Consider the following 23,559-nt stretch of genomic DNA (forward strand, 5'->3'; position numbering starts at 1 on the left):
CGCACGAGTCCCCTCGAACCCTCCCCGAAACGAAAGGTCTTCCCATGCACGGCGCCTTCAGAAAGGCCCTCGCCGTCGGTCTCGCCGTCGGTGTCGCGACGCTCTCCGTCGCCTGCTCGTCCGACGGCTCCGGGGCTTCGTCCGCCGGCTCGGGCCCGACCAAGCTGAGCTTTCAGCTGAACTTCCCGCCGGGAGGCTCGAACGCCGGGTTCGCCGCAGCCGTCGAGGAGGGGTACTACAAGGCAGCCGGCCTCGACGTGACGATCGTGCCCGGCACCGGCTCGTCGCTGACCGCGCAGATGGTCGCCTCCGGGCAGGCCTCGATCGGCTACGCCGACTCCACCGCCACCGCGCAGCTGATCGCCAAGCAGGCGCCGCTATCCGTGCTGGCCACGGTGTACCAGTCGAACCCGAACGCGGTCCTTGCCCTCCCAGGCAGCGGCATCCGGACGGTGAACGATCTGAGGGGCAAGAAGGTGGGGACCCCGGTCCCGTCGTCGCAGGCGACGATGCTGCCGCTGTTCCTGGCGGCCAACGGACTTTCCTCCAAGGATGTCGACCTGGTGAACCTGGCACCCACCTCCTTGGTCCAGTCGCTGCTGCAGCACCGCGTCGACGCGATCCTCGGTTCGACCGACGCCTACCAGGTCCAGCTCGAGCAGCAGAACGCCGGACAGCTGTTCGTCGCCCCGTTCGCGACCAACGGCGTGCCCACGGTCAGCACGTCGATCTTCGCCGACAAGGACTGGGCCTCGTCGCACGCCACCGAGGTAAAGGCGTTCGTCAAGGCGTCGTTGCAGGGCTGGCACTTCGCCGCCATGAACCCGGACAAGGCGACCGAGGACGTGACCAAGCTATGGGGTGCCAAGGCGGACAAGGCCTCGGGCGCCGAACTGAAGGCCATCATCGACAGCAACCTGCTCTGCGCCGGTGGTGCCAAGTCTCTCGGCAAGGCCGAGCCCGAGCAGTGGGCCAAGACGCAGGACCTGCTCTCCCAGGTCGGATTGCTGCCCAAGGGGATCGACCCGACGAAGTACTACACCTACGACTACCTGCCGGCCGAGCTGCAGCCGTGCCCCATCAAGTGAGGACCGGTCCGATGACACCGCATGCAGAATTCGTTCCCGAAAGGCGTCGACCATGACCGCCGCGCAGTCCACCGGCCCCGAAACCCGGGCGGCGAGCACACCGATCGTCGTCGACGGGGTCAGCAAAGTCTTCGGCGAAGACACCGACGAGCCGTTCGAGGCGGTGCGGAGTGTGTCGATGGACATCGCGCCCGGCGAATTCGTCTCGGTCGTCGGCCCGTCCGGCTGCGGCAAGAGCACGCTGATGCTCATGGTCGCCGGCTTGCTAGAGCGCTCGGCCGGCACCATCACCGTCGGCGGCGAAGTCGTCGACGGCCCGATCACCGACGTCGGCGTCGCATTCCAGGAGCACCTGCTACTCGACTTCCGAACGGCGGAGAAGAACGTGCTGCTGCAGGCCGAGATCCGCGGGCTGGACAAGGCCAAGCTGAAGGCCCGCTCGGACGAGCTGTTCGAGCAGCTGCGCCTGACCCACGCGAAGTCGCGGTACCCGCGGCAGCTCTCGGGCGGCATGCGCCAACGTGTGTCGCTCATCCGGACGCTGGTGCACGACCCGTCCGTGATCCTAATGGATGAGCCGTTCGGCGCGCTCGACGCCCTCACCCGGCTCCAGGTACGCACCGACTTGGAAGCCCTCTGGCTGGAACGCCGCCCGACCGTAGTGTTCATCACGCACTCGGTGGAGGAGGCGGTGGGCTTGTCCGACCGGATCTTCGTGATGAGCCCGAGCCCGGGGGAGATCGTCGACGAAGTCGTGGTCGAGCTGCCCCGGCCCCGGCCGATCGTGCTTGGCGAGTCGCCCGAGTTTTTCGGCTACGTGGACCGGATCTACAAGCAGTTCCAGCGGATGGGTGTCCTGCACGGAATCGAGGTGCCCACCACCGGCCGTGAGCACTGACGGCCGGTACCGGCATTGTCCCGGCGCTCGTCGCCACCAGCGCGAGCGCCGGGACGATCGCGTGGGTCAGCCGGGCACGCCGAGTTCGGTGCGGGTGCGGCTCTCCCGCGGCAAGCTGCCGGCCAGACCGGACGGTTCCGCGGCCGTCTCGAGCAGGCGAGGCGCGAGTTCCTCCATGCGCTCGTCGGGCAGCTGGAGACTCGGTCCGGCGATGCTCACGACACCGAGCGGCGCACCGCTGTCGGGGTCGACCAAGGGTGTCGCCATCGCGGAGATGCCTTCTTCGACTGTCGTGGACGTGTGCCCAGCCGCGTTCGCGGGCTTCATGGATGCGGGTCTGGGCCTCGGCCAGGCTGGTGGGTGCGTTGCGGCCGGCGGGGTAGCGCTCGTCGTAGTCCTGGCGGGCGACGAGGCGGAGGGCTTCGTCGTCGCTGAGGCGAGATAGCCAAGCGACGCCGCTGGCCGACGAGGCGAAGGAATCTCCGAGCCGTGGTCCGGTCGTAGCGCAAGCCCGCCGGGGCGCCCTGCGACTTGGCGACCCACAGCAGTTGCTGGCCGTCCACGAGGCCGAGCCGCACGAGCTGACCGGATTCGGTCGCGAGCCGGGCGAGAACGGGAACGGCCAGCTCAAAGATGGTGCTGCTCGCCAGGTGCCGCAGGCCCAGGCTCACGATCCGCAACGTGAACACGTAGTTGCCCGAGGTCTCGTGCTGCCGCACGAACCCTTCTTCGACGAGCGCGACAAGGATCCGGTGCGCCGCGCTCTTCGGAGGTCCAGCTTCTCGGCAATCCGAGCCAGCGGCACGCCCTTCGGGTGGCCGATCAAGCACTGCAGAACACCCATACCGCGCGACAATGCTCCCTGCTCCCTGCTCTCCGCCGCACCGACGTCCGGCAAGCGTAGCTGAGCGCCGCCGCGGCGGCGCTCAGTGTGGTCACCCGCTAATTGACAAACTTTCAGAACGGTGTTCCACTATTGAAGAACGTTCCATTTATAGTGGGCGTGCGATGCCGCGTGAGACGAAGGAGTCGGAGTGCCTGCCGCCCAAACCGTGCTGAGCCAGGGGAGCTTCCTGCACCTGGAAACCGGTGAGTTCGTGGTGGTCGCGGCCGAAGCCGGATTCGACGCAGTGGCGGTGTGGCGGCAGGCGCCGGGGTATCGCGGTACCCGTGCAATGGCGAAGGCGGCCGCTCGGGCGGGCGTCCGCGTCGACACGTTGTGCCGCGGCGGTTTCCTCGGCCGGGCCGGACACAACGAAACCGTGCGCGTGCTCGAAGAAGCCGCCGAACTGGGCGCCGGTGTGCTCGTCGTCATCGCCGGGCCGCCGCGCCCCGCCGACTCGAGGGCGGCCGAAGCGGACCTCGACGCCGCGTTGGAGCTCGCCTTGCCGGCCGCCGAGCGGGCCGGCGTGGTGGTGGCGCTGGAGCCGTTCCACCCGGTGCTGGCGGCCGACCGGTCGTGGCTGGTCACGCTCGCGCAGGCCGTTGACGTCGTCGAGAGGTTCGATTCGCCGTTCCTCGGCGTCGCCGTGGACAGCTACCACCTGTGGTGGGATCCCCGGCTCGCCGCCGGGCTCGACCGGGCCGGGCGCCGGATCGCCGCCGTGCAGCTCGCCGACTGGGTCGTGCCCGAGCCCAGCCGGCTGCCGTCGCGAGGCCTCCCGGGGGAGGGGGTCGTCCCGCTGCGCGAATTCGTGCGACTCACCCGGGAAGCCGGGTACGCGGGCGCGCTCGAGATCGAGGTGCTCGGCGACCGGTTCCGGTCGCTGTCGCCGCTCGAGGCCGCCCGTTCGCTCAAGACCGCTCTCGACGACACCGCCGTCGGGGCAGAGGAAGGAAGTCACGCATGAGCAAGGAGATCCCCCGTCAAGGACTGTTGTACGAGGACCTGTCGGTCGGGCTCTCGTTCCGCAGTCCGGGCCGGACGATCACGGACGCCGACGTCATCGGTTTCGCCGGGCTCACCGGGGATTACTCCGAGGTGCACACGAGCGACGTGTACGCGAAGGCCAGCCAGTTCGGGCGGCGGATCGCGCACGGCATGCTCGGGCTGGCCTACGCGCACGGGCTGATGTGGCCGCGCACGGAAATGCTGCGGCACACCGCGATCGCGTTCCTGGGCATCAAGGACTGGCGGTTCGTCGCGCCGATCTTCATCGGCGACACCATCTTCGTGAACTACTCGGTTGCCGGGATGCGCGACTCGAAGTCCAAGCCGGACCAGGCGATCGTGACCTTCGACGTCGAGGTGGTGGACCAGGACGGGCGCGTGTGCCAGCAGGGCCAGAAGGTCGAGCTGCTGTCGAAGGTACCGCTCGGCGGGGTCGCCGCGAGCGGGAAGGCCGGCGACTGATGGTGGGACGGTTCACCGGCAAGCGCGCACTGGTCACCGGCGGCGGCCGCGGCATCGGCCGGGCGATCGTGGAGCGGCTCGCGGCCGAGGATGCCACCGTGGTGGTGGCGGACCTCGACCTCGCTCAGGCTCAAGCCGTGGTGGCGGCCTTGCGGGACAAGGGGTTCGCCGCCGAAGCCTTGGCCTTGGACGTCGGTGATCCCGCGTCGTTCGCCGAGGGGGACGAGCGGCTGGACATCGTGGTCGCGAATGCGGGCATCCAGACCTTCGCGCCCGCGAGCGAGCTCACCGTCGCCGACTGGGACCGCGTGCTCGACGTCAACGCGCGGGGCGCACTGCTGACGTTGCAGCTGGCTTCCCGCCGCCTCGGCCGAGGCGGCGCGGTCGTCACCGTCGCGTCGATCCAGGCGCTGCTGCCCAACGCACTGTCGGCCAACTACGCGGCATCCAAGGCCGCGGTGCTGAGCCTGACGAAGTCGTTTGCGGCCGAGCTCGCGCCGCGTGGGATCCGGGTCAACGCGGTGGCGCCGGGGCGGATCGACACGCCACTGTCGGACTTCGGCAGCGAACAGGTCGGGCGCATCACGGGACAGAACGCAGCGGACGCGCTGGAACGACGGCTCTCGACGAACCCGCTGGGCCGAATTGGTCGGCCCGACGAGGTGGCCGCCGCGGTGGCGTTCCTCGCGTCCGACGACGCGTCCTACATCACGGGCGAGTGCATGAACGTGTGCGGTGGGGACGTGATGGCGTGATCCCGCTCGACGCGGCGCCCTCGGGCCGCGACCGCACGAACCTGCACCTCTCGCCGGAGGAGGCCGTCGCGCTCGTCCCCGACGGGGCGACCGTGGCGGTCGGCGGCACCGGATCCCTGTTGCAGGTGCCCGAAACCCTGCTCGCGGCGCTCGAACAGCGATGGGAGGGCGGTGGTTCGCCCACAGGCCTCACCGTCGTACACGTAATGGGCCTCGGCGACCACGAGGGCCGGGGCGTCGACCACATCGCGATCCCCGGACTCGCGCACCGGTTCATCGGCTCGCACTTCGTGCTCTCGCCCCGGGAACAAGGCGTGATCGCGCGCGGCGAGGTCGAGGCCATCGGCCTGCCCGCCGGCACGATCTCGTTGCTGTACCGGGAAATAGCGGCGGGACGCCCCGGGCTGTTCACCGACATCGGGCTCGGCACCTTTGTTGACCCTCGGCAGCAGTGGGGCCGGATGAACACCCGCACGACCACCGGGCTGAGCGAGCTGGTCACGCTCGGTGGTGAGGACTGGTTGTTCTACCCGCGGTTCCCCCTCGATGTCGCGCTGCTGCGCGCCACCGTGGCCGACGTCGACGGCAACATCGGCATGGACGACGAAGCCGCGTTCGGCGACAACCTCGCGATCGCCCAGGCCACGCACAACAGCGGCGGCCTGGTCCTCGTCGAGGTGAAGCGGCTGGTCGACCGGGGCGAGATCCCGGCCAACCGGGTGCGTATCCCCGGGCCTCTGGTCGACCACGTGGTGCTCACCGACTACCCGAACCAGACGCCGATCACCGTCGCCGACCCACGACGCACCGGCACGCTGCCGAATCGCCCGACGGAGGTCGAGCCGCTGCCCTTCGACCAGCGGAAGGTCGTCGCGCGGCGCGCGGCGATCGAACTGCACGAAGGCGACCTCGCCAACCTCGGCGTCGGCATGGCCAACGGCATCAGCTACGTGGCGCTGGAGGAAGGGTTCCTCGACCGCTTCACCCTGACCGTCGAACAGGGTGTCTTCGGCGGCCTGCCCGGAGTCGGGCTCGACTCCGGCACCGCGATCAACCCGTCGGCTATCGTGGACATGCCGAGCCAGTTCGACCTCTACGACGGCGGTGCCCTCGACTTCGCCGGGCTCGCCTACGCCGAGATCGACCGGCACGGCAACGTCAACGTCGCCGCGGCCGGTGGGAAACCGATCGGGCCGGGCGGGTTCATCGACATCAGCCAAAAGGCCCGCACGATCGTGTTCTGCGGAACCCTGCGTGGCGGCGGGCTCGAGGCCGGCATCACCGACGGGCAGCTCGTCATCACGAAGGACGGCCGGTACCCGAAGTTCGTCGACGAGGTTTCTCACATCTGCTTCAGCGCCGACCGCGCCCGCAGATCGGGCCAGGAGGTGCTGTACGTGACTGAACGCGCGGTGTTCCGGTTGACCGCCGACGGCGTGGAGCTCATCGAGATCGCTCCCGGTGTCGACCTGCAGCGAGACGTGCTCGACCAGATGGGTTTCGTCCCGGTCATGCGGTCGGAGCCCCGCCTGATTGATCCGCGCCTGTTCCGGCCCGAGCCGGCCGGCCTGAAGCCGCGCCCGCGCCGTGGCCCGAACACAGAAAGGCACGCATGACTGACGCGTTCGAAAGCATCCGCATCCTCGACTTCACCCAACTCGAGCAAGGCCCTTCGGCCACCCAGGTCCTTGCTGACTTCGGGGCCGAGGTGATCAAGGTCGAGCGGATCGACGCCGGCGAGATCGGCCGCTTCCAGCCGCCGTTCCTGGAAAACGGGTTCAGCCCGCACTGGTCGGCGACCAACCGTAACAAGAAGAGCATCAGTGTCGACGTGAAATCACCCCAAGGCAAGGAACTCATTTATCGGCTGGCGAAAGACACCGACATCGTCGCGAGCAACTTCCGGCCCGGCGTGATGGACCGCCTCGGGTTCGGCTGGGACGACCTGTCGAAGATCAACCCGCGGATCATCGTCGCCTACGCCTCGGGTTACGGACTGTCCGGGCCGTACGTGCACCGGCGTGGACAGGACCTGGCTGCCCAGTCGATCAGCGGCCTGATGGCGCTCACCGGCAGTCAGGAGACCGGACCGGTGCCGGTCGGCACCTTCATGATCGACTACCTGGCGTCCATGCAGTTCGCACAGGGCATGATGATCGCGCTCGCCGCCCGCGAGAAGACCGGCCGCGGCCAGGTCGTGGACTCGAACCTGCTCAACGCGGCGATCACCAGCCACCTGCAAGAAGGCACCACCTACCTCAACACCGGGCAGCGCTTCGACCGGCCGTCCGCCGGCATTGCGCACGCCCACAACACCGCGCTCTACGGCTACTACGAAGCCGCCGACGGCCTGTGGTTCACGCTCATCGGCGAGTTCTACGTCGACGAGCAGTGGCAGCGGTCGGCGCGGGCGTGCGGGCTCGCGCCGGAGTACGTGGCCGACCCTCGGTTCCAGACGATCGAGGGGCTGCGCGAGCACACCGAGGAGACGCACCGGCTGCTCGCCGACGCGATCCGGAAGTTCCCGCGCGCCGAGATCATGGCCCGGTTCGAGGCTGAGGACGTCCTCGTGGCGCCCGTGCACGAGTACGACGCGGTGTTCGACGATCCGCAGGTGCGCCACAACGGGCTCGTCATCGAGTCCGAAGTGACAGGTGTCGGCCCGGTCAAGTGGGTCGGCATGCCCGTCGCGCTCTCGGAAACCCCGGCGCGCCTGCGGCACGTGCCGCCGAAGATCGGCCAGCACAACGACGAAGTCCTCGCCGCCACCGGACTCACCCCCGACCAGATCGCCGACCTCAAAGCCGCCGGTGTCATCGGCTCCGAGGCCGATCGCGAACGCGCCGGCGGCGCCGCCGCCTGGTCCTGACCCCCAGCAAGGAGATCCCCCGCAGTGACGACCCTGAACTCGATCGCGCTCGTCCTCCCCACGGCCGACGGCGGCACCACGCCGCACGTGATGCACGAGCCCGTCGACTACCCGCGCCACCCGGCGCCCTTCACCTCGCGCACCGTGCTGGCCGCCGCCCACGTGGTCGCCGACACGCGCGCCGAGTACCAGCCGGGCCATGAACCGCCGGTCGACTGGGAAGCGACCATCGCGTTCCGGCAGCACCTGTTCTCCTACGGCGTGGGCATCGCCGAGGCCATGGACACCTCGGAGCGGGGGCCCGGCGGCCTCAGCTGGCGCCAGGCGCAGGAGCTCATCCGCCTCGGTGTCGGCGCGGCACTCGAGGCCGGCGCCGCGGTGGTCGCCGGCGCGGGCACCGACCAGCTCACCTCGGCCCGGCCGGCGCTGACCGAGATCGCCGAGGCCTACCTCGAACAGCTCGAGTTCGTGCAGGCCCAGGGCAGCGCCGCGGTGCTGCGCGCGAGCCACGCGCTCGTGGCCGCCGCCAAGACGCCGGACGATTACCTCACGGTGTACCGGGAGGTGCTCGTCAAGGCCGACAAGCCGGCCATCGTGCACTGGCTCGGCACCGGGTTCGATCCGAGCCTCGCCGGTTACTGGGGCCACACCGACCCGCTCGCCGCGATGGACGTGGTCGTGCAGCTGGCATGCGACAACGTCGACAAGCTCGAAGGCATCAAGTTCAGCCTGCTCGACCACGAGCTGGAACAGGAGTTTCGCCGTCGCCTGCCCGCCGGGGTGAAGGTGTTCACCGGCGACGACTACGGCTACACCGACCTGCTGCTGGGCGACGGCGAGCACCACAGCCACGGCCTGCTCGGCGTGCTCGACCCGATCGCGCCCATCGCGTCGGCCGGGTTCGCGGCGCTCGACGCCGGTGACGAAGCGGGCTTCGCCGAGACGATGAACCGCTCGATCCCGCTCGCGGTGAAGATGTTCGAGGCGCCGGCCGACCGCTACAAGGTCGGCACTGTGTTCGTCGCGTGGCTCTCGGGGCATCAGGACCACTACCGCATGGTCAGCGGCCGTGAGGGCATGCGGTCGCTGCAGCACCTCACGGACCTGTTCGTGCTCACCGACGAGCTCGGCCTCTTCCCCGACCCCGAGCTGGCCGCGCACCGCATGCGCCTGCTGCTGGCCACCGAGGGGATCGAATGACGCCGCCGGTGCGCCGGGTCGCGGCCGCTGAGGTCCGGCGCGCGCTCGTAGGCGCGCGGCAGGTCGCGGTGCTCGACGACGATCCGACGGGAACGCAGACCGTGCGTGACCTGCCGGTGCTCACGCGGTGGTCGGTCGAGGACATCCGTTGGGCGTTGCGGCAGGGCCGGGCGGGGTTCTTCGTGCTGACCAACACCCGCAGCCTGGCGCCGGCCGACGCGGCCGCCCGCAGCCGTGAGGTGGCCGAGGCGTGCCTGGCCGCGGCGGAGCTGGAGGGCGTGCGGCTCGCGTTCGCCAGCCGCAGTGATTCGACGCTGCGCGGGCATTTCCCGCTGGAGACCGACGTGTTGGGCGAGGTCGTGGCCGCGCACGGCGCGGAGGTCGACGCGGTGCTGCTCGCACCGGCCTATGTGGACGCCGGGCGCCTGACGATCGATGGTACGCACTGGCTGCGCACGGCCGAGGGGTTGCTGCCGGCGGCCGAGAGCGAGTTCGCCCGCGACGCGACCTTCGGCTACCGCTCGTCGCGGCTGGCCGAGTGGGTGGAGGAGAAGAGCGGCGGGCGGATCCCGAGCTCGTCGGTCACCGAACTGAGGCTGGACGCCATTCGCACCGGTACCACTGATGCGGTGCGGGCCCGGCTCGACGGCCCGGTGGTAGTGCTCGACGCCGACGAGGACGACGACCTGCGGGCAAGCGTGCTTGCGATCCTCTCGGCGGAGGCGGCCGGGAAGACGTTCCTCTACCGGGTGGGCCCGTCGTTCGTGCGGGCCCGGGTGGGGCAGGACGCATCGCCGCCGATCGACGACGCCACGCTGGCAGAGCTGGTCCAGGGCGACACCCACGGGCTGGTGGTGGTGGGTTCGCACGTCGGGCTCACGAGCCGGCAACTCGACCACCTGTCCGGGCGGCGGAAGTTCACGACCGTCGAACTCGACGTCCCGACCGTCCTGGACGACGCTCGCGCCGGACAGCACCTGCGCGACGCCGTCACCACCGCCACGGCGGCCCTCACGGAATCCCTCGTCGTGCTGCAGACCTCGCGCACGCTCGTTACGGGCGACGACGAGGCCGGGAGCTTGGACATCGCCCGGCGCGTGAGTGCCGCGCTGACCCGGGTGGCGGGGGAGATCGTCGTCGCACGCCGACCGTCCTACGTGGTCGGCAAGGGCGGCATCACGTCCTCCGACGTGGCGACGGAATCACTCGGCATCGGACGCGCCTGGATCCGCGGCTCCCTGCTGCCCGGCATCGTGTCCCTGTGGGAACCGGCTTCCGGGCCCGCCGAGGGACTGCCCTATGTGGTGTTCGCGGGCAACGTCGGCGGCGAAACCTCACTCGCGGACGTCATCGACCGGCTGGAGAACGCATGAGCACCCGCATCGTCATCACCGGCGGCGCCGGGTTCCTCGGCGCCGTCCTCGCTCGCCGCCTCCTCGCGGCCTCGATCAGTCTCGGCGGCGCGCCGGCGGAGGAACTCGGCGAGCTGGTCCTCGTCGACCTGTTCGCCCCGCCCGCCGACCTCGCCGGAGACCCGCGAGTGCGCGTGGTCACCGGCGACCTCACCACCGTGCTCGCCGGGCTCGGGCCGGTGGACGCCATCTTCCACCTGGCCGGTGTCGTCAGTGGCGCGGCCGAGGCCGACTTCGACCTCGGCATGCGCACCAACCTCGACGGCACACGCGCCCTGCTGGAGTACGCACGGGGCCTCGCCGCCGCGCCCGTGCTGGTGTTCTCGAGCTCGCTGGCGGTGTTCGGCAGCGACCCGGCGCTCGGCCCGGTCGGGGACGTCGACGACACCACGTTGCCGCGGCCACAGTCCAGCTACGGCATTCAGAAGTTCATCGGTGAGCAGCTCGTGGCCGACTACAGCCGCAAGGGGTTCGTCCGGGGACGGTCCGTGCGGCTGATGACCGTGTCGGTGCGGCCGGGCAAGCCCAACGCCGCCGCGTCGAGCTTCCTGTCTGGCATCATCCGCGAACCGCTGGCCGGACAGCGCGCCGCCTGCCCGGTGCCGCCCGGCACGCCGATCGCGCTGTCCTCACCCCGCAAGACCTTGGACGGGCTCCTGCGCGCGGGGGAAGTGGACGAGGCCGAGTGGGGCAGCCGCACGGCGATGAACCTGCCCGCGCTGACCACGACACCGCAGGAGATGGCGGCCGCGCTCGACCGCGTCGCCGGCGCGGGCACCAGCGACCTCATCGACTGGACCGACGACCCCGCCGTGGGCGCCATCGTAGGCAGCTGGCCCGCCCGCTTCCACACGCTTCGCGCCGAGAAACTCGGGCTGCGGCCCGAACACACCTTCGACGACATCGTCCGCGCCTACCGTGACGACCTCGGATAAGGAAACCAAGTCCATGATAACGGCCAAGAAGCCGACGAAGAAGTCACTGTCCCTTTCGGACGGAGGTCGCACGTGACCCTCCGTGATCTGGAGCCAGAAGTGTCGGTCCACACCGCGAAAGAAGTCCGCCGGGTCGGCCTGGCCGGCGGAATCGGCACGCTGATCGAGTACTACGACTACGCCCTCTACGGCTACGTCTCCGCGATCATCGCGCCGCTGTTCTTCCCGGGCAAGGATCCCGTCGCGTCGCTGCTGGCGGTGCTGGCGGTGTTCGCACTGTCGTACGTGATCCGGCCCGTCGGCGGGATCGTCTTCGGCTGGATCGGTGACCGCTTCGGGCGAAAACGGTCCCTGCTCGTGACTGTCGTCGGCATCGGGTTGGCCAACACCGCGATCGGCGTTCTGCCGACCTACGCCACGGTCGGCGTCCTGGCGCCGCTCCTGCTGCTCGTCGTCCGGCTCGCCCAGGGCTTCTTCGCGGGTGGCGAGGTCGGCGGGGCCGCAACGGTCATCGCCGAGGCCGCGCCACCGGACAAGAAAGCCCGCTACGGCGCGTTCACGCCGATGGGCACCAACGCCGGTTTCGCCATCGCGTCGGCCGCCATCGGCATCGTGTCCGGTGTGCTCGCGACCGAACAGCTGAACTCGTGGGGCTGGCGTATCCCGTTCCTCGTCGGCCTGCCGCTGACCGTCGTGTGCTACCTGGCCCGGCGCATGCTGCCCGACATCGACCGCACCGTCGCCACGGCCCAGCACGGCTTCCCGCTCGCGGCGGCGCTGAAGTCCTACCCCGGAGCCCTGGTCAAGGCCACGGCGCTTGGCGTCGGCGTGCAGGGCGCGGCCTACATCGGCTCCACGTTCATCTCGATCTACCTGGTGACCGACCTGCACTACGCGAAGTCGCCGGTGTACTGGATCACCGCGGCGGTGACGCTCGTGGCGGTCGGCCTGATGCCGCTCACCGGCCGGCTCGCGGACCGCATCGGCCCGCTCAAGGTCGCCGCGATCGGGCTCGCGGGCTACGCGGTCATCACCTACCCAGGTTTCCTGCTGATGGACGTCGGCAACCTGTGGCTCGCCGCGCTCGGTTACGTGCTGATCATGGTGAACATGGCGTTCCTGCAAGTCGCGTCCTACACCGTGACGCCGCAGTTGTTCCCGGATGAGGTCCGCTACACCGGCACCGCGCTGGCGACCAACATCTCGGTCGTCATCGCCGGCGGCACGGCACCTTACATCGGCACCTGGCTGGTGAGCGCGACGAACGACCTGCGTTCGCCGTACTACTTCGTCGCCCTCACGTCGGTCATCGGGCTGCTCGCGGTCGCTGCGATGCGCAAGCGCGGCGTGCCGGCCGCCCCGGCCGTGCCCGCCTGACGCCGGCCGCCTCACCCCATCCCCGGGTGGCCGGGACCGCTGACCGAGCGGCCCCGGCCACCCGGTCACCACGTGAACGGAGTCCTGCCCCCATGCGTGCGGCACTCGATGACCTGGTCGCCCGGCGCCTCGGCGACCGGGCGGCCGTTCCTGCCTTCACCTGCTACGGAGCCGACACGGCCCTGGCGGTCGTGACCGCTGCGGAAGCCCTGGATCGGCCCGTTGTCCTGCTGGTGGCACCGTCGTCCGCCGGTGCCACCACCGGCACGCGGCTCATCCGGACGCTGCGGTCCATCGCCGACGATTCGGCCGTGCCCGTCTGCGTTCAGCTCGACCATGCCAAGGACGAGGCACTGATCCGCGGCGCGATCGAAGCCGGCGTCGACGCGGTGCTGGCGGACGGCTCACACCTGCCGCAGGCCGAGAACGCGGCGTTCGTCCGGAACGTACGCATTTTCGCCGAGCCACTGGGCGTCGTCGTGGAAGGCGAACTCGGCAGCGTTCCCGGTGCCGAAGACCGAGCCTCGGCCCACGCGACCGCCGACGCCGGCAAGACCGATCCCGAGCTGGTGGCGAAGTTCCTTCAGACTTCGGGGGCGCAGCTGCTCGCGTGCGGCGTCGGCAACGTCCACGGCCACTACCGCGGTGCGCCCGCGATCGACTGGTCGCTGCTGGCCCGCATCCGGGACCACGCCGGACCGATTCCGCTCGTCCTGCACGGCGCTTCGGGCCTGCCCGCCGCCGACTTGCGCGCGTGCGGCGCCGCCGGCGTCGGCAAGGTCAACGTCAACACCGAGTTGCGCACCGCGATGCTCGCGATCGTCGAAGAACGCATCGAGCCGGCCCGCGCGGCTGGCGAAGACATGCTGGCGTTGGCCCGTGCGGTCCTGGAAACCGCCACCGGCGTCGCTCGCGGGGTGCTCGAAACCCTCGGCGGCTGAGGCGGCAGGCCAGTTGGCCCGCACTGGCCTGGCGTCGGTCACGTCCCAGGGCGCACCGTCGTGCCTGCATCAGTCCTTAATGGAGAGGATCAGCTGATGGATGCGCGACGACCACCCCGCGACCCCGCGGTTTCCGGCCCCGACAGGTCGCCGATGCGACGGCGCGTCGTGGCCGCCAGCATCATCGGCAGTGCGCTCGAGTGGTACGACTACGCCTTGTACGGTCTCGCTTCGGCGTTGGTGCTCAACAAGCTGTTCTTCCCTAATCTCGGGGCGGACGTCGGCACCGTCGCTTCGGTGGCCACGTTCGCGGTCGGGTTCGTGGCGCGGCCGCTCGGCGGGATCGTGCTGGGCAACCTCGGCGACCGGCGCGGCCGCAAGGCCGTGATGATCACGACGCTGGTCCTGATGGGCATCGCGACCACGGCGATCGGTGCGCTGCCCACCTACGCGAGCATCGGGATCTGGGCGCCGATCCTGCTCGTGTTCCTGCGGCTGTGCCAGGGATTCGGCGCGGGCGCCGAGTTCGGCGGCGCGGTCGTGATGAGCGCGGAGTACGCGCCGCCGGGCAAACGCGGCCTGTTCGCCTCGACCGCTCAGGTCGGCGCGGAGATCGGGATGCTGCTGTCGACCGCGGCCTTCGCGTTGGTCGGCACGCTGCCGCAGGACCAGCTCCTCGCGTGGGGCTGGCGGATCCCGTTCCTGGTCGGGATCGTGCCGGTGGCCGTCGGCCTGTTCCTGCGGTTACGCGTGCAGGAAACCCCCGAGTACCAACGGATCAAGGGAACCGGCGAACAGCCCCGCGTGCCGATGGCTGAGCTGCTGCGCACGTCGCCGAAGCAGGTCCTCCTCGCGGCCGGTGCCCGACTGATGGACCCGCCGTTGGGCTACCTCTACACGGTCTTCGTCACGGTCTACGCGGTGAAACAGGTCGGGGTCAGCCAGCAGACCGTGCTCACCGGTCTGCTCATCGCATCAGCGCTCGGGATCGGTTCGGTGGCTCTCTTCGGGCACTTCACGGACCGGTGGGGTACCCGGCGGGTCTACCTGGCCGCCGCCGCGTTCGCGGTGCTGCTGGCGTTTCCGTTCTACTGGCTCGTGGACACCGGCCGACCCGTCGTGATCTGGCTCGCGCTCATCCTCGGCACCTCGATCGGCAAGGAACTCAACAACGCCGGGCAGGCGGCCTACCTGACCGAAATGTTCGAGCCTCGGATCCGCGTCAGTGGCGTGTCACTGGCCCGTGAGTCGGTCTCGGCCGTCGGCGGCCTGATCCCGGTCCTCGGCCTGAGCCTCGTGACCTGGGCGGGCGGCTCCTACTGGCCCGTCGCGCTGATGATGGTCGTGCTCGGCGCGATCAGCTTCGTCTGCATCTTCCTGTCCCGCCCCGCGGTCACCGGCACGACCGTGCCCGACCGGGCCCTCGCCCCCACGAACGACGGAGTCGCCCGATGAAGATCACGAAGGTCGAACCGATCCTGGTCGACCGCTACCTCTTCGTGCAGGTCCACACGGACGAAGGACTCCTCGGGCTCGGCGAGTCGGGCGCGTGGGGGTTCCACGAGTCCGCCGCCGCGGCCGTGGTGAAGTTCGGCGAGTACCTGCTCGGTGAGGACCCGCTGCGGATCGAGCACCACTGGCAGTACCTCTACCGCGCGTTCCACTTCCGCGGCGCGGACATCATGGGTGCTCTGAGCGCGATCGACATCGCGCTGTGGGACATCGCCGGCCAGTACCGCGACGCTCCGGTCCACGCCCTGCTCGGCGGCCCGGTCCGTGACCGCGCGCGGGTGTACCAGCACGTGGTCGGCACGACCCGCCAGGAGCTCGTCGACGGCGTGAAGGCGGCCAAGGAACAGGGCTTCACGGCCGTCGGGCACCTGACGCCGTTCCTCGACGAAGACCGCTCCGTGCCGTACTTCTCGACCCACGCGGCGAAGATCGGGCACGCGATCGAGGCCGTCGCCGCCTACCGCGACGCCGTCGGGGACGACGTCGACCTGTGCATCGAGATCCACCGGCGCCTCACCCCGGCCGAGGCCGTGCAGCTCGGGCTCGGCATCGCCGAGTTCCGCCCGCAGTTCCTCGAAGACCCGGTGACCCCGGACAACTTCGATGAGATGGAGTACGTCGCGAGCCGCGTCGACGTGCCCATCGCGACCGGTGAGCGGCTCACGTCGATCTGGGAGTTCGCAATGCTGCTGCGCCGGTCGGCGGTGCAGTTCGTGCGGCCGAACGTGGGCATGGTCGGCGGTATCACCGGTGCGAAGAAGATCGCCGCGCTCGCCGAGGCCCAGCATGTCGGCGTCGTGCCGCACAACCCGCTCAGCCCGGTGCTCACGGCCGCGTCGCTGCAGATCGCTGCGGCGATCCCGAACTTCGCGCTGCTGGAGTACCCGGGCCGCACGTGGCACTCGCTGCTGGCCGACCGGCCCGACGGCGCCGAGATCGTCACGGGCCAGCCCGAGTACGACGGCCACGGCTTCCTCCTGGTCGACGCGAGTCCTGGCATCGGCGTGAAACTGCGCCCGGGCGTGACCGAGCGCGTGCCGTACGTGCCGCGGCCGGTCAAGGCGCGACTAAGCGTCGACGGTTCCGTGATCGACCAGTAGGTACCGTCGTGCCGTGAGGAGGTGCGGATGCCACCCTCGGAAGGGCGGATCGGCCCGGACCAGCTGGTGCGGATGCTCGGCGACTGGCCGAGCAACGACCGCGGCCTGGCCCGCGCGCTCGCGCTCGGGATCAGTCAGCTGATCACCGACAGCCACCTGGCCGACGGGGCGCTCCTGCCTTCGCAGCGCACGCTGGCCGAAGCACTCGGCGTTTCGCGCAGCACGGTCACCGAGGCCTACGAGTCGCTGGCGGCCGCCGACGTCGTGGAGTCCTTCCAGCGCTCCGGGTGCCGGGTGCGCCGGAAGGGCTTCGCGGATCCCGGCGCGACTGTCCTGGGCCCGGATTCCCTGGCGTCCTACGACATCGCGAGGGGAGCGCTGCCGGGGCTGCCGATCGTGGCCGAGGCGATCGCCGGCATCGACCGCGGCCGGCTGATGGGTCACGTCGCGGCCGGCGGCTTCTTCCCGGCGGGGCTCCCGGAGCTGCGCGACGCGATCGCGGCGTACTACACCGAGCTGGGCATTCCCACAAGCCGGGCGAACATCGTCGTCACCGGCGGTGCGCAGCAGGCCACGTGGCTCACCGCGCAGCTGCTGATCGGGCCGGTCGACGAAGTCGTGGTCGAGGACCCCACGAGTCGCCGTACGCTCGACGTGCTGCGGCGCGCGGGGACCCGGCTGCTGCCGGTCCCGTTCGCCGGCGCCGGGCTGCGGCTAGATCTGCTCGAGCAGCTCGTCTCGCGCCGGCGGCCGCGCCTGGTCTACTGCCAGCCGGTCGTGCACGACCCCACAGGCTTGACGCTGGATCCGCCGTCGCTGCGCACGTTCGCCGGGATCCTGCGCGCGAATCACACCTTCTGCGTCGAGGACGCCTCCTCGGCCGAGCTGCTCTTCGACGGCGACCGCCGCCCCGGGCTCGGCGCACTGCTGCCGCTCGACCAGCTGGTCACGATCAGCACCCTCTCGAAGCTGACGTGGGGCGGCCTCCGGGTCGGGTGGATCCGGGGGAGCGTGCCGGTCGTCGAGCGGCTGACCGAGCTGAAACGCTCGATCGACCTGACGTCGTCGGTTCTCGACCAGCTCGTCGCCGTCGACCTGCTGGGTCGCCTGCCCGAGCTGCGGGCCGCGCGGACCGCGGAGCTGTGGCGCGGGTACGAGATCGCGCGGCGGGTTCTCGAGCGCGTCCGGCCGGGCTGCCGGTGGACGGAGCCCTCCGGCGGTTCGGGCCTGTGGGTCGACACCGGTTCCGACGCGTCGGCCATCGGCAGTGCGCTGAGAGCCGGGGGAGTCCGTGCGCTCAGCGGGGTCGAGCACTTCTCACCGTTCGGCGGGTTGGGCACGTACCTGAGCGTGCCGCTCTGGTATCCGGAGGAGAAGCTCGAGACGGCGCTGCGGTCGCTCGAACGCTAGTCAAAACCTTGGTGCACCAACGGATCCGAGGGTGCTCTCCGTATTTCCTCTGCGGTCGCTCCGGCGCGTGTCGCGGCTGTACCGATTCACCTCGATCCACCTGCGCACACCTCTTGGCCTCAGCTCGATCGACAGCTACTCTTCATCTACTTGAATAGGCTTCATGAATGTGAAGGAGCCTGATGCAGTTATCCGACTGTGGCCCGCGCTGCTGACGCCGATCACCACGACCGGCGCCGTCGACCACGACGACCTCGCCGCGCTGACCGGCGACCTGATCGCCCGAGGCGTTGACGGGCTCGTCCCGCTCGGCTCCACCGGGGAGTTCACCGAGTTCGGCCCCGCCGAGCGGGCCGCGATCCTCGAGACCGTGGTCGCCGCGGCCGGCGGCCACGTGCCGGTGCTCGCCGGCGTCAGCGGGCTCTCGACCCGCGAGACCTGTGCGCTGGCGGCCCAAGCCACGGACGTCGGTGTCGACGGTGTGCTAGTGTTCCCGCCGCTCTACTGGAAGGTCCCCGAAGACCGGCTTGCCGGCCACTTCCGCGAGGTCCTCGCCGCGACGGACCGGCCGGTTGTCCTCTACGACTTCCCGGCGCTCACGGCCCAGCCGTTGCCGCCGTCGCTCCTGCGGCGGCTCGCGGCCGAGGAACCGCAAGTCGTGGGGGCGAAGCTGACCGTGCGCGACATCACGGCCATCACCGCCGCGCTCGACGCGACCCGGTCGCAGCGGCCCGGCTTCGCCGTGGTGACCGGCTTCGAGGACCTCATCCCCGCGGCGATGTGGGCGGGCGCGGACGGTGCGATCAGCGGGCTGGCCAACCTGCAGCCGGACCTGCTCGTTGCCCTCGTCGCCGCGGTGCGTGCGGGCAGGCCCGAGGTGGCGGCGCTGTACGAACGGGTGATGGCGATCTTCGACGTGTATGGCCTCAGCATGCCGGCGATCCCCGGCCTCAAGGCCGCCACGGCCGCACTGGGCCGGATCGCGTCGCCGCGCAGCCGGCTCGATGGCGGTGCCGGACTGGCCGAAGCCGCGACACTCTGGGCCGACGCGCACTACGACGCCGAGGCGGTGGTCGCGTGATCAACGTCCGCATCTCGTCGGTGCGCCTGATCGAACTCCACGGGACCCTCGACAACAACCCGTCGGCCGCGCCGGCCCCGCAGTCCCGCCCGATCAGCGTCTACGACGAGTTCCACACCACGCTCAGCGGACGTCCCAACGCGCTCGGCACCGAGCGGAAAACCTCGCTGTACCTGGAAATCGGGACCACGACCGGCGTGATCGGCCGCTACGGCCCGCTCGGCCCGGAGGTGCTCGGCGCCCTGCGCGAGGGCGGCATCGCCCGCACGCTGCTCGGGCTCGACCCGATGGCGACGACGTACATCTGGGACCTGCTGCACCGAGCCAACCGCCACTCCCGCCACGGCGCCCGCAAGATCGCCATCAGCGCAGTGGACAACACGCTGTGGGACCTCCGCGGCCGCCTGCTCGGCGCGCCGGTGTGGCAGCTGCTCGGCGGGGCGGGCCGCACCCGGATTCCCGCCTACGCCAGCACTTTGGGCACGGCTCACGACGGCGACGAGGTGGAGCGCGTCGCGACGCGGCTGCTGGACGAGGGCTTCACCGCGCAGAAGTGGTTCTTCGCCGACGGCCCCGGGCAGGATGTCGACGGGATGGAACGCAATGTCGGCCTCGTCGAGCGAACCCGGGAAAGCGTCGGCACCCGCTCGGCGTTGATGTTCGACGCGTTCATGAGTTGGGACCTGGCCTACGCGCGGTCGTGGTGCCGGCGCGTGGAGCACCTGCGGCCCGACTGGCTCGAGGAACCCTTCCCGCCCGGCGCCGTCCCGTCGTATGCGCAGCTGCGGGCGTCGACGACGATCCCGCTCGCGAGCGGGGAGCACCTCTACGACCGGCTTGACCTGCTGCCGTTCCTGCAGCAGGGCCTGACCAGCGTGGTGCAGACCGACCCCGAGTGGTGCGGCGGCGTGACGGACCTCGTGCGCATGTGCGCGCTCGCCGAGCCGTACGGAGTGCCGGTGATCCCGCATGGCCACGGGCTGCACGCCGCGCTGCATGTAGTGGCGAGCCAGTCGCCCGAGGTATGCCCGCGGGTGGAGTACCTGTTCCGGTCGATGCCCAACCGGCACCATTTCGAGCTTTCGCCGCCGAGCCCGGAAGGTGGGACGTTCGCGCTCCCGACCGCGGACGGGTTCGGCATCGAACTGGCCGAAAGCCGGATCGAGAAATCCGTCGACGTGATCGGCGAGAGCTAGCGCGTCACTCGCGTTTGTCGTTGAGCGCCGTGAGATTGCCCAGGAATTCGGGCGATCGCGCACCCCGGGGCGTCGCCGTCCCGGCCAGCACCGCCTTGGCCTCGAGGAGCAGGCCGGCCAGCTCTTCGATCCGGCCCTCCTCGAGCCGGGCCACGGGAACCGCGAAAGAAAGGGCATCCAGATGTGCTGTGTCCGCGACCGTGACGGCGACGCAGCCGAGGCCGGTGTCGCTCTCCTCCCGCTCGGCGGCGTACCCGCGCTCTCGCGACCGCGCGAGGTCCCCGAACAGCGCTTCGCGTTCGACAATCGTGTTGGGTGTCAACGACACCAGCGGCCAGCTCAACGTCTTCACGGCGAAGTCCTCGGGCTGCTCGGCGAGAATCGCCTTGCCCAGCGACGCCGCGTGCGCAGGGATCCGTTGCCCGATCGAGGAGTGCACCCGCACGGCGAACTTCGACTCGCGCTTGGCGAGGTAGACGACGTCGGAGCCCTCCAACCGGCCGTAGTGGACGGTTTCGCCTGTCTCGTCGCTGAGCCAGTCCATCACCGCGCGCGCCGCGACGACCGCTTCGTCCTCGCGCGCGTACGCCGACCCGATCAGCAGCGCCCGCACACCGATGCTGTAGCGCGAACCCGTTTCGTCGGTCTCCACCCAGCCGCGGTTCTGCATCGTCCGCAGCAGGCCGTGGAGGCTGCTCAAGGGAATCCCGAGCTCGTCGCTGAGCATCGTCAGCGTTGGCCGGTCACGACGGCTCCCGAGCGACTCCAGCACCAGCAGAACCCGGTCAGCCGACTTCACCGGCGTGGGCGTGCGGCCGCTCTCGGCCGGCGGCGTCGGATCGGTGGACACCACCGGATTCTATCCGCCGGATAGCCCCCGCCTCATCCGCCGCGCCCGAGGCGCGCCCGACGCGTGCTTCGCCGAAGCGCATGAGCAGTCCTCGTCCCATCCCGCACGAGCAGGAAGGAGCGCATCGTGGCGTTCACCTCCCGGCCCCCGACCGCCCTCACCCCGGACCAGCGGATGCACCGCACCGTCACCAGGAAGATTGCGTGGCGGATCGTGCCGCTGCTGGGCATCGCCTACTTCATGGCGAACCTGGAACGCGCGAACCTCGGCATCGCCTCGCTGAGCATGAACGAGTCGCTCGGCCTCACGGCCGCGACCTACGGCCTCGCCGCCGGGCTCTACTTCGTGGGCTACTTCGTGTTCGAGGTGCCGAGCAACATGGCTCTCACGCGCTTCGGCGCCCGTAAGTGGCTCGCCCGCATCGCGATCACCTGGGGTCTGGTCGCCACGGCGACCTGTTTCGTTCAGGGCCCGGTCAGCCTCAATCTCATGCGCATCCTGCTCGGGATCGCCGAAGCCGGCCTCTTCCCCGGCGTTGTCTTCTACTTCACGCTGTGGTTCCTGCCCCGCGACCGCGCGAAGATGCTGGCGTTCTTCGTCATCGGCTCGTCGCTGTCGGGCATGATCGGACCGCCGGTGTCCGGCGCGATCATGTCCGCCTGGCCACACGCCCTGTTCGGGCTCGAAGACTGGCGCGCTCTGTTCATCGCCGAAGGACTTCCATCCATTGTGGTCGGCCTGGTGATCTGGAAGGTGCTCGTCGACCGCCCCGACAAGGCGCGCTGGCTGTCGGCCGAGCAGAAGACGTGGCTCACCACTGAACTGGCCAGGCACGAAGCCCCCTCCCGCCACGGCAATCCGCTGCGCTGCCTCGCGAACCCGAAGGTCCTGATTCTGTCGTTCTCCTACTTCGCGAAGAACTGCGGTGGTTACGTGCTGGTGTTCTTCATGCCGCAGATCATCAAGAGCATCAACGGCGACCACCTCTCGACCCTCGCAGTGTCCTTGTTGTCGGCCATCCCCGCCGCGGTGACGCTCGTCGTGTCGCTGCTGTGGGCTGCCCACTCCGACCGTCTCCAGGAGCGGCGGTGGCACGCCGCGATCCCGATGTTCGTCGCCACCGCCGGCGTGGTGCTCGCAGCCGCTTCAAGCGATCCGATCCTCACGATGATCGGGCTGATTCTCGCCACGGCGGGGGTCGGCTCCGTGGGGTCATCGTTCTTCCAGCTGCCTTCTTCTTTCCTCACCGGCCCGATGGTCGCCGTCGGCATCGCGGCCATCAACGCCATCGGCAACCTCGGAGGCTTCGTCGGCCCGTACGCGTTCGGCGTCCTGGAGAAATCCACCGGTTCGTTCTTCGCTGGCAACGCCCTGCTCGCCGCCCTGCTGGCCGTCGGCGGCATGGTGATACTCCTACCGATGTTCCGTCGCCGCACGTCAGACATGTTCGACTCGGCTACCATTCAGGCAAAAGCGGCGGAATGATCGAGTCCGTCGAGACACCTCGGTGATGGGGCCGAAAACGTCTGCTGCCGGCGGACCTGAGCCGGGTTCGCCGGCGGCAGACGCCGTCTGGACAGCGAGGCGGGGTCGATCCTCTGTCCGAATGGTGGACCAACTGGCCCTGCCGGACCTGCCGCGATCACACCGCATACTCCAACGCGCCGAGCACGAGCTCGGTGTCGCAGCGGTCCGAGCACTTCCAGCCCACGATCCGGTTGGAGAACGCGTCCCGCACCGCAGCGCGCCAAAACACGCCCTGACCAGTCACAATGCGAGTCGCGTCAGCTACCCACAACCGGTTCGGCTCGACCGCGGTGAAGTCCCGGTTGACCAGGTCCGGCGCCGGCGTGGCCCGCGGATCCTGCCGGGTGGACCCGACCCGCCACTTCTTGCGCAGGAACGCGCCCTGCAACCCGGCCTGCCGCATCAGCCGCTCGACACGTTTACGGCCCACCGCGATGCCTCGGCGGCGCAACATCGCATGCACCCGCGGCGAGCCATAGGTACCGCCCGAGCAGGTGTGAATATCGACGATCTCAGCCACCAGACCATCGTCGGCCACCCGCCGCGCCGAGGGCTGTTTCGCCTGCTTGAGCCATCCGTAGAAGGTCGAGGACGCGATACCAAGAACCCGCAATACGAGATCGACCGGGTGCTGCGGGTGTTCGTTGACGAACCGCATCATCACCTCCGGGTCGGGCCGATCTCGGAGGCGAAATACGCGCTCGCATCACGCAGCACGGCGTTGATCCGCTCCAGCTCCGCGACACGCTTGCGCAGCTGCTTGTTCTCCTCGACCATCTCACTCGTCGGCCGGTCGGCTCGCTCACCACGATCGGCCTCGTCCTGGCGAATCCAGTTCCGCAACGCCTCGTGATGCACGCCGAGCTGCTCGGCCAGCTTCCGGATCACCGGCTTCAGGTCAGACTCCCGGTACAGCCGGACCGCCCGGGCCCGCAGCTCGTCGGGGTACTTCTTGGGTGCCGCCACTGGTGTGCTCCTTCCGGTCCTATCGGACCATGGCTCGGAGCTCTCCGTGAAAGCGGGGGAACCTCACTCGGCGTCCACAGCCCGAACGT

At 69.9% G+C, this 23,559-nt stretch carries 23 protein-coding genes; 18 read left to right on the plus strand and 5 right to left on the minus strand.

The window, feature by feature from the left end:
* Positions 1-44 precede the first annotated feature (44 nt).
* Both AB0M56_RS20510 and AB0M56_RS20515 read left to right on the plus strand, forming a co-directional pair.
* Positions 45-1,088, plus strand: coding sequence for an ABC transporter substrate-binding protein (locus AB0M56_RS20510; RefSeq protein ID WP_364178376.1), 1,044 nt, complete (start codon positions 45-47; stop codon positions 1,086-1,088).
* A gap of 52 nt (positions 1,089-1,140) precedes the next feature.
* Complete coding sequence (locus AB0M56_RS20515) at positions 1,141-1,986, plus strand: ABC transporter ATP-binding protein (protein ID WP_364178379.1); 846 nt, start codon at positions 1,141-1,143, stop codon at positions 1,984-1,986.
* A 66-nt stretch (positions 1,987-2,052) separates the two neighbouring features.
* Here AB0M56_RS20515 and AB0M56_RS20520 read toward each other — a convergent pair whose 3' ends face one another.
* Positions 2,053-2,313 carry a hypothetical protein gene (locus AB0M56_RS20520; RefSeq protein ID WP_364178382.1) on the minus strand — a complete coding sequence of 87 codons (261 nt, stop codon included), beginning with the start codon at positions 2,311-2,313 and terminating at the stop codon, positions 2,053-2,055.
* Positions 2,314-2,653: 340 nt separating this feature from the next.
* Positions 2,654-2,830, minus strand: a complete 177-nt coding sequence (locus AB0M56_RS20525; RefSeq protein ID WP_364178385.1) for a hypothetical protein — start codon at positions 2,828-2,830, stop codon at positions 2,654-2,656.
* A 190-nt stretch (positions 2,831-3,020) separates the two neighbouring features.
* On the opposite strand from AB0M56_RS20525, the gene AB0M56_RS20530 reads away from it, so the two are divergent.
* The 15 genes from AB0M56_RS20530 (at position 3,021) to AB0M56_RS20600 (ending at position 20,127) form a co-directional block, all read left to right on the plus strand.
* Positions 3,021-3,836: a sugar phosphate isomerase/epimerase family protein gene (locus tag AB0M56_RS20530; protein WP_364178388.1), complete on the plus strand. Its 816-nt coding sequence runs from the start codon at positions 3,021-3,023 to the stop codon at positions 3,834-3,836.
* On the plus strand, positions 3,833-4,339 hold the full coding sequence (locus AB0M56_RS20535; RefSeq protein ID WP_364178391.1) for a MaoC/PaaZ C-terminal domain-containing protein: 507 nt from the start codon (positions 3,833-3,835) through the stop codon (positions 4,337-4,339). The genes AB0M56_RS20530 and AB0M56_RS20535 overlap by 4 nt, the downstream gene beginning before the upstream one ends.
* On the plus strand, positions 4,339-5,094 hold the full coding sequence (locus AB0M56_RS20540) for an SDR family NAD(P)-dependent oxidoreductase (protein ID WP_364178394.1): 756 nt from the start codon (positions 4,339-4,341) through the stop codon (positions 5,092-5,094). The genes AB0M56_RS20535 and AB0M56_RS20540 overlap by 1 nt, the downstream gene beginning before the upstream one ends.
* Entirely contained in the window at positions 5,091-6,710 is a 1,620-nt protein-coding gene (locus AB0M56_RS20545; RefSeq protein ID WP_364178397.1) for a malonate decarboxylase subunit alpha, read from the plus strand. Before AB0M56_RS20540 ends, AB0M56_RS20545 begins: the two co-directional genes overlap by 4 nt.
* On the plus strand, positions 6,707-7,963 hold the full coding sequence (locus AB0M56_RS20550; protein WP_364178400.1) for a CoA transferase: 1,257 nt from the start codon (positions 6,707-6,709) through the stop codon (positions 7,961-7,963). Before AB0M56_RS20545 ends, AB0M56_RS20550 begins: the two co-directional genes overlap by 4 nt.
* A 24-nt stretch (positions 7,964-7,987) precedes the next feature.
* Positions 7,988-9,163 carry a DUF993 family protein gene (locus tag AB0M56_RS20555; RefSeq protein ID WP_364178403.1) on the plus strand — a complete coding sequence of 392 codons (1,176 nt, stop codon included), beginning with the start codon at positions 7,988-7,990 and terminating at the stop codon, positions 9,161-9,163.
* Positions 9,160-10,536, plus strand: coding sequence for a four-carbon acid sugar kinase family protein (locus AB0M56_RS20560; protein ID WP_364178406.1), 1,377 nt, complete (start codon positions 9,160-9,162; stop codon positions 10,534-10,536). Before AB0M56_RS20555 ends, AB0M56_RS20560 begins: the two co-directional genes overlap by 4 nt.
* Positions 10,533-11,510 carry a D-erythronate dehydrogenase gene (gene denD, locus AB0M56_RS20565; protein WP_364178409.1) on the plus strand — a complete coding sequence of 326 codons (978 nt, stop codon included), beginning with the start codon at positions 10,533-10,535 and terminating at the stop codon, positions 11,508-11,510. The genes AB0M56_RS20560 and denD overlap by 4 nt, the downstream gene beginning before the upstream one ends.
* A 72-nt stretch (positions 11,511-11,582) precedes the next feature.
* Positions 11,583-12,887, plus strand: a complete 1,305-nt coding sequence (locus tag AB0M56_RS20570) for an MFS transporter (RefSeq protein ID WP_364178412.1) — start codon at positions 11,583-11,585, stop codon at positions 12,885-12,887.
* A gap of 92 nt (positions 12,888-12,979) precedes the next feature.
* Complete coding sequence (locus AB0M56_RS20575; protein WP_364178415.1) at positions 12,980-13,828, plus strand: class II fructose-bisphosphate aldolase; 849 nt, start codon at positions 12,980-12,982, stop codon at positions 13,826-13,828.
* A 153-nt stretch (positions 13,829-13,981) separates the two neighbouring features.
* Positions 13,982-15,283, plus strand: a complete 1,302-nt coding sequence (locus AB0M56_RS20580; protein WP_364178418.1) for an MFS transporter — start codon at positions 13,982-13,984, stop codon at positions 15,281-15,283.
* On the plus strand, positions 15,280-16,440 hold the full coding sequence (locus tag AB0M56_RS20585) for a mandelate racemase/muconate lactonizing enzyme family protein (protein WP_364178421.1): 1,161 nt from the start codon (positions 15,280-15,282) through the stop codon (positions 16,438-16,440). The genes AB0M56_RS20580 and AB0M56_RS20585 overlap by 4 nt, the downstream gene beginning before the upstream one ends.
* Positions 16,441-16,467: 27 nt before the next feature.
* A complete protein-coding gene (locus AB0M56_RS20590) occupies positions 16,468-17,850 on the plus strand; it encodes a PLP-dependent aminotransferase family protein (RefSeq protein ID WP_364178424.1) in 1,383 nt (460 codons plus the stop codon).
* A 163-nt stretch (positions 17,851-18,013) separates the two neighbouring features.
* Positions 18,014-18,931, plus strand: coding sequence for a dihydrodipicolinate synthase family protein (locus AB0M56_RS20595; protein WP_364178427.1), 918 nt, complete (start codon positions 18,014-18,016; stop codon positions 18,929-18,931).
* Complete coding sequence (locus AB0M56_RS20600; RefSeq protein ID WP_364178430.1) at positions 18,928-20,127, plus strand: enolase C-terminal domain-like protein; 1,200 nt, start codon at positions 18,928-18,930, stop codon at positions 20,125-20,127. Before AB0M56_RS20595 ends, AB0M56_RS20600 begins: the two co-directional genes overlap by 4 nt.
* Before the next feature lie 4 nt (positions 20,128-20,131).
* On the opposite strand, the gene AB0M56_RS20605 is transcribed toward AB0M56_RS20600, so the two are convergent.
* Positions 20,132-20,977 (minus strand): IclR family transcriptional regulator, encoded by an 846-nt coding sequence (locus tag AB0M56_RS20605; protein WP_364178433.1) that lies wholly within the window; start codon positions 20,975-20,977, stop codon positions 20,132-20,134.
* A gap of 126 nt (positions 20,978-21,103) precedes the next feature.
* Here AB0M56_RS20605 and AB0M56_RS20610 point away from each other — a divergent pair, with 126 nt between their 5' ends.
* Positions 21,104-22,462, plus strand: a complete 1,359-nt coding sequence (locus tag AB0M56_RS20610) for an MFS transporter (RefSeq protein ID WP_364178436.1) — start codon at positions 21,104-21,106, stop codon at positions 22,460-22,462.
* Positions 22,463-22,619: 157 nt separating this feature from the next.
* Here the strand turns inward: AB0M56_RS20610 and AB0M56_RS20615 are convergent, their stop codons facing one another.
* Both AB0M56_RS20615 and AB0M56_RS20620 read right to left on the minus strand, forming a co-directional pair.
* Positions 22,620-23,165: an IS3 family transposase gene (locus AB0M56_RS20615; protein WP_364178439.1), complete on the minus strand. Its 546-nt coding sequence runs from the start codon at positions 23,163-23,165 to the stop codon at positions 22,620-22,622.
* Positions 23,165-23,470, minus strand: coding sequence for a transposase (locus tag AB0M56_RS20620; protein WP_364178442.1), 306 nt, complete (start codon positions 23,468-23,470; stop codon positions 23,165-23,167). Before AB0M56_RS20620 ends, AB0M56_RS20615 begins: the two co-directional genes overlap by 1 nt.
* Positions 23,471-23,559 lie beyond the last annotated feature (89 nt).

This window comes from Amycolatopsis sp. NPDC051372 (assembly GCF_040682095.1).
In the GTDB taxonomy this organism is placed as follows: Bacteria; Actinomycetota; Actinomycetes; order Mycobacteriales; family Pseudonocardiaceae; genus Amycolatopsis.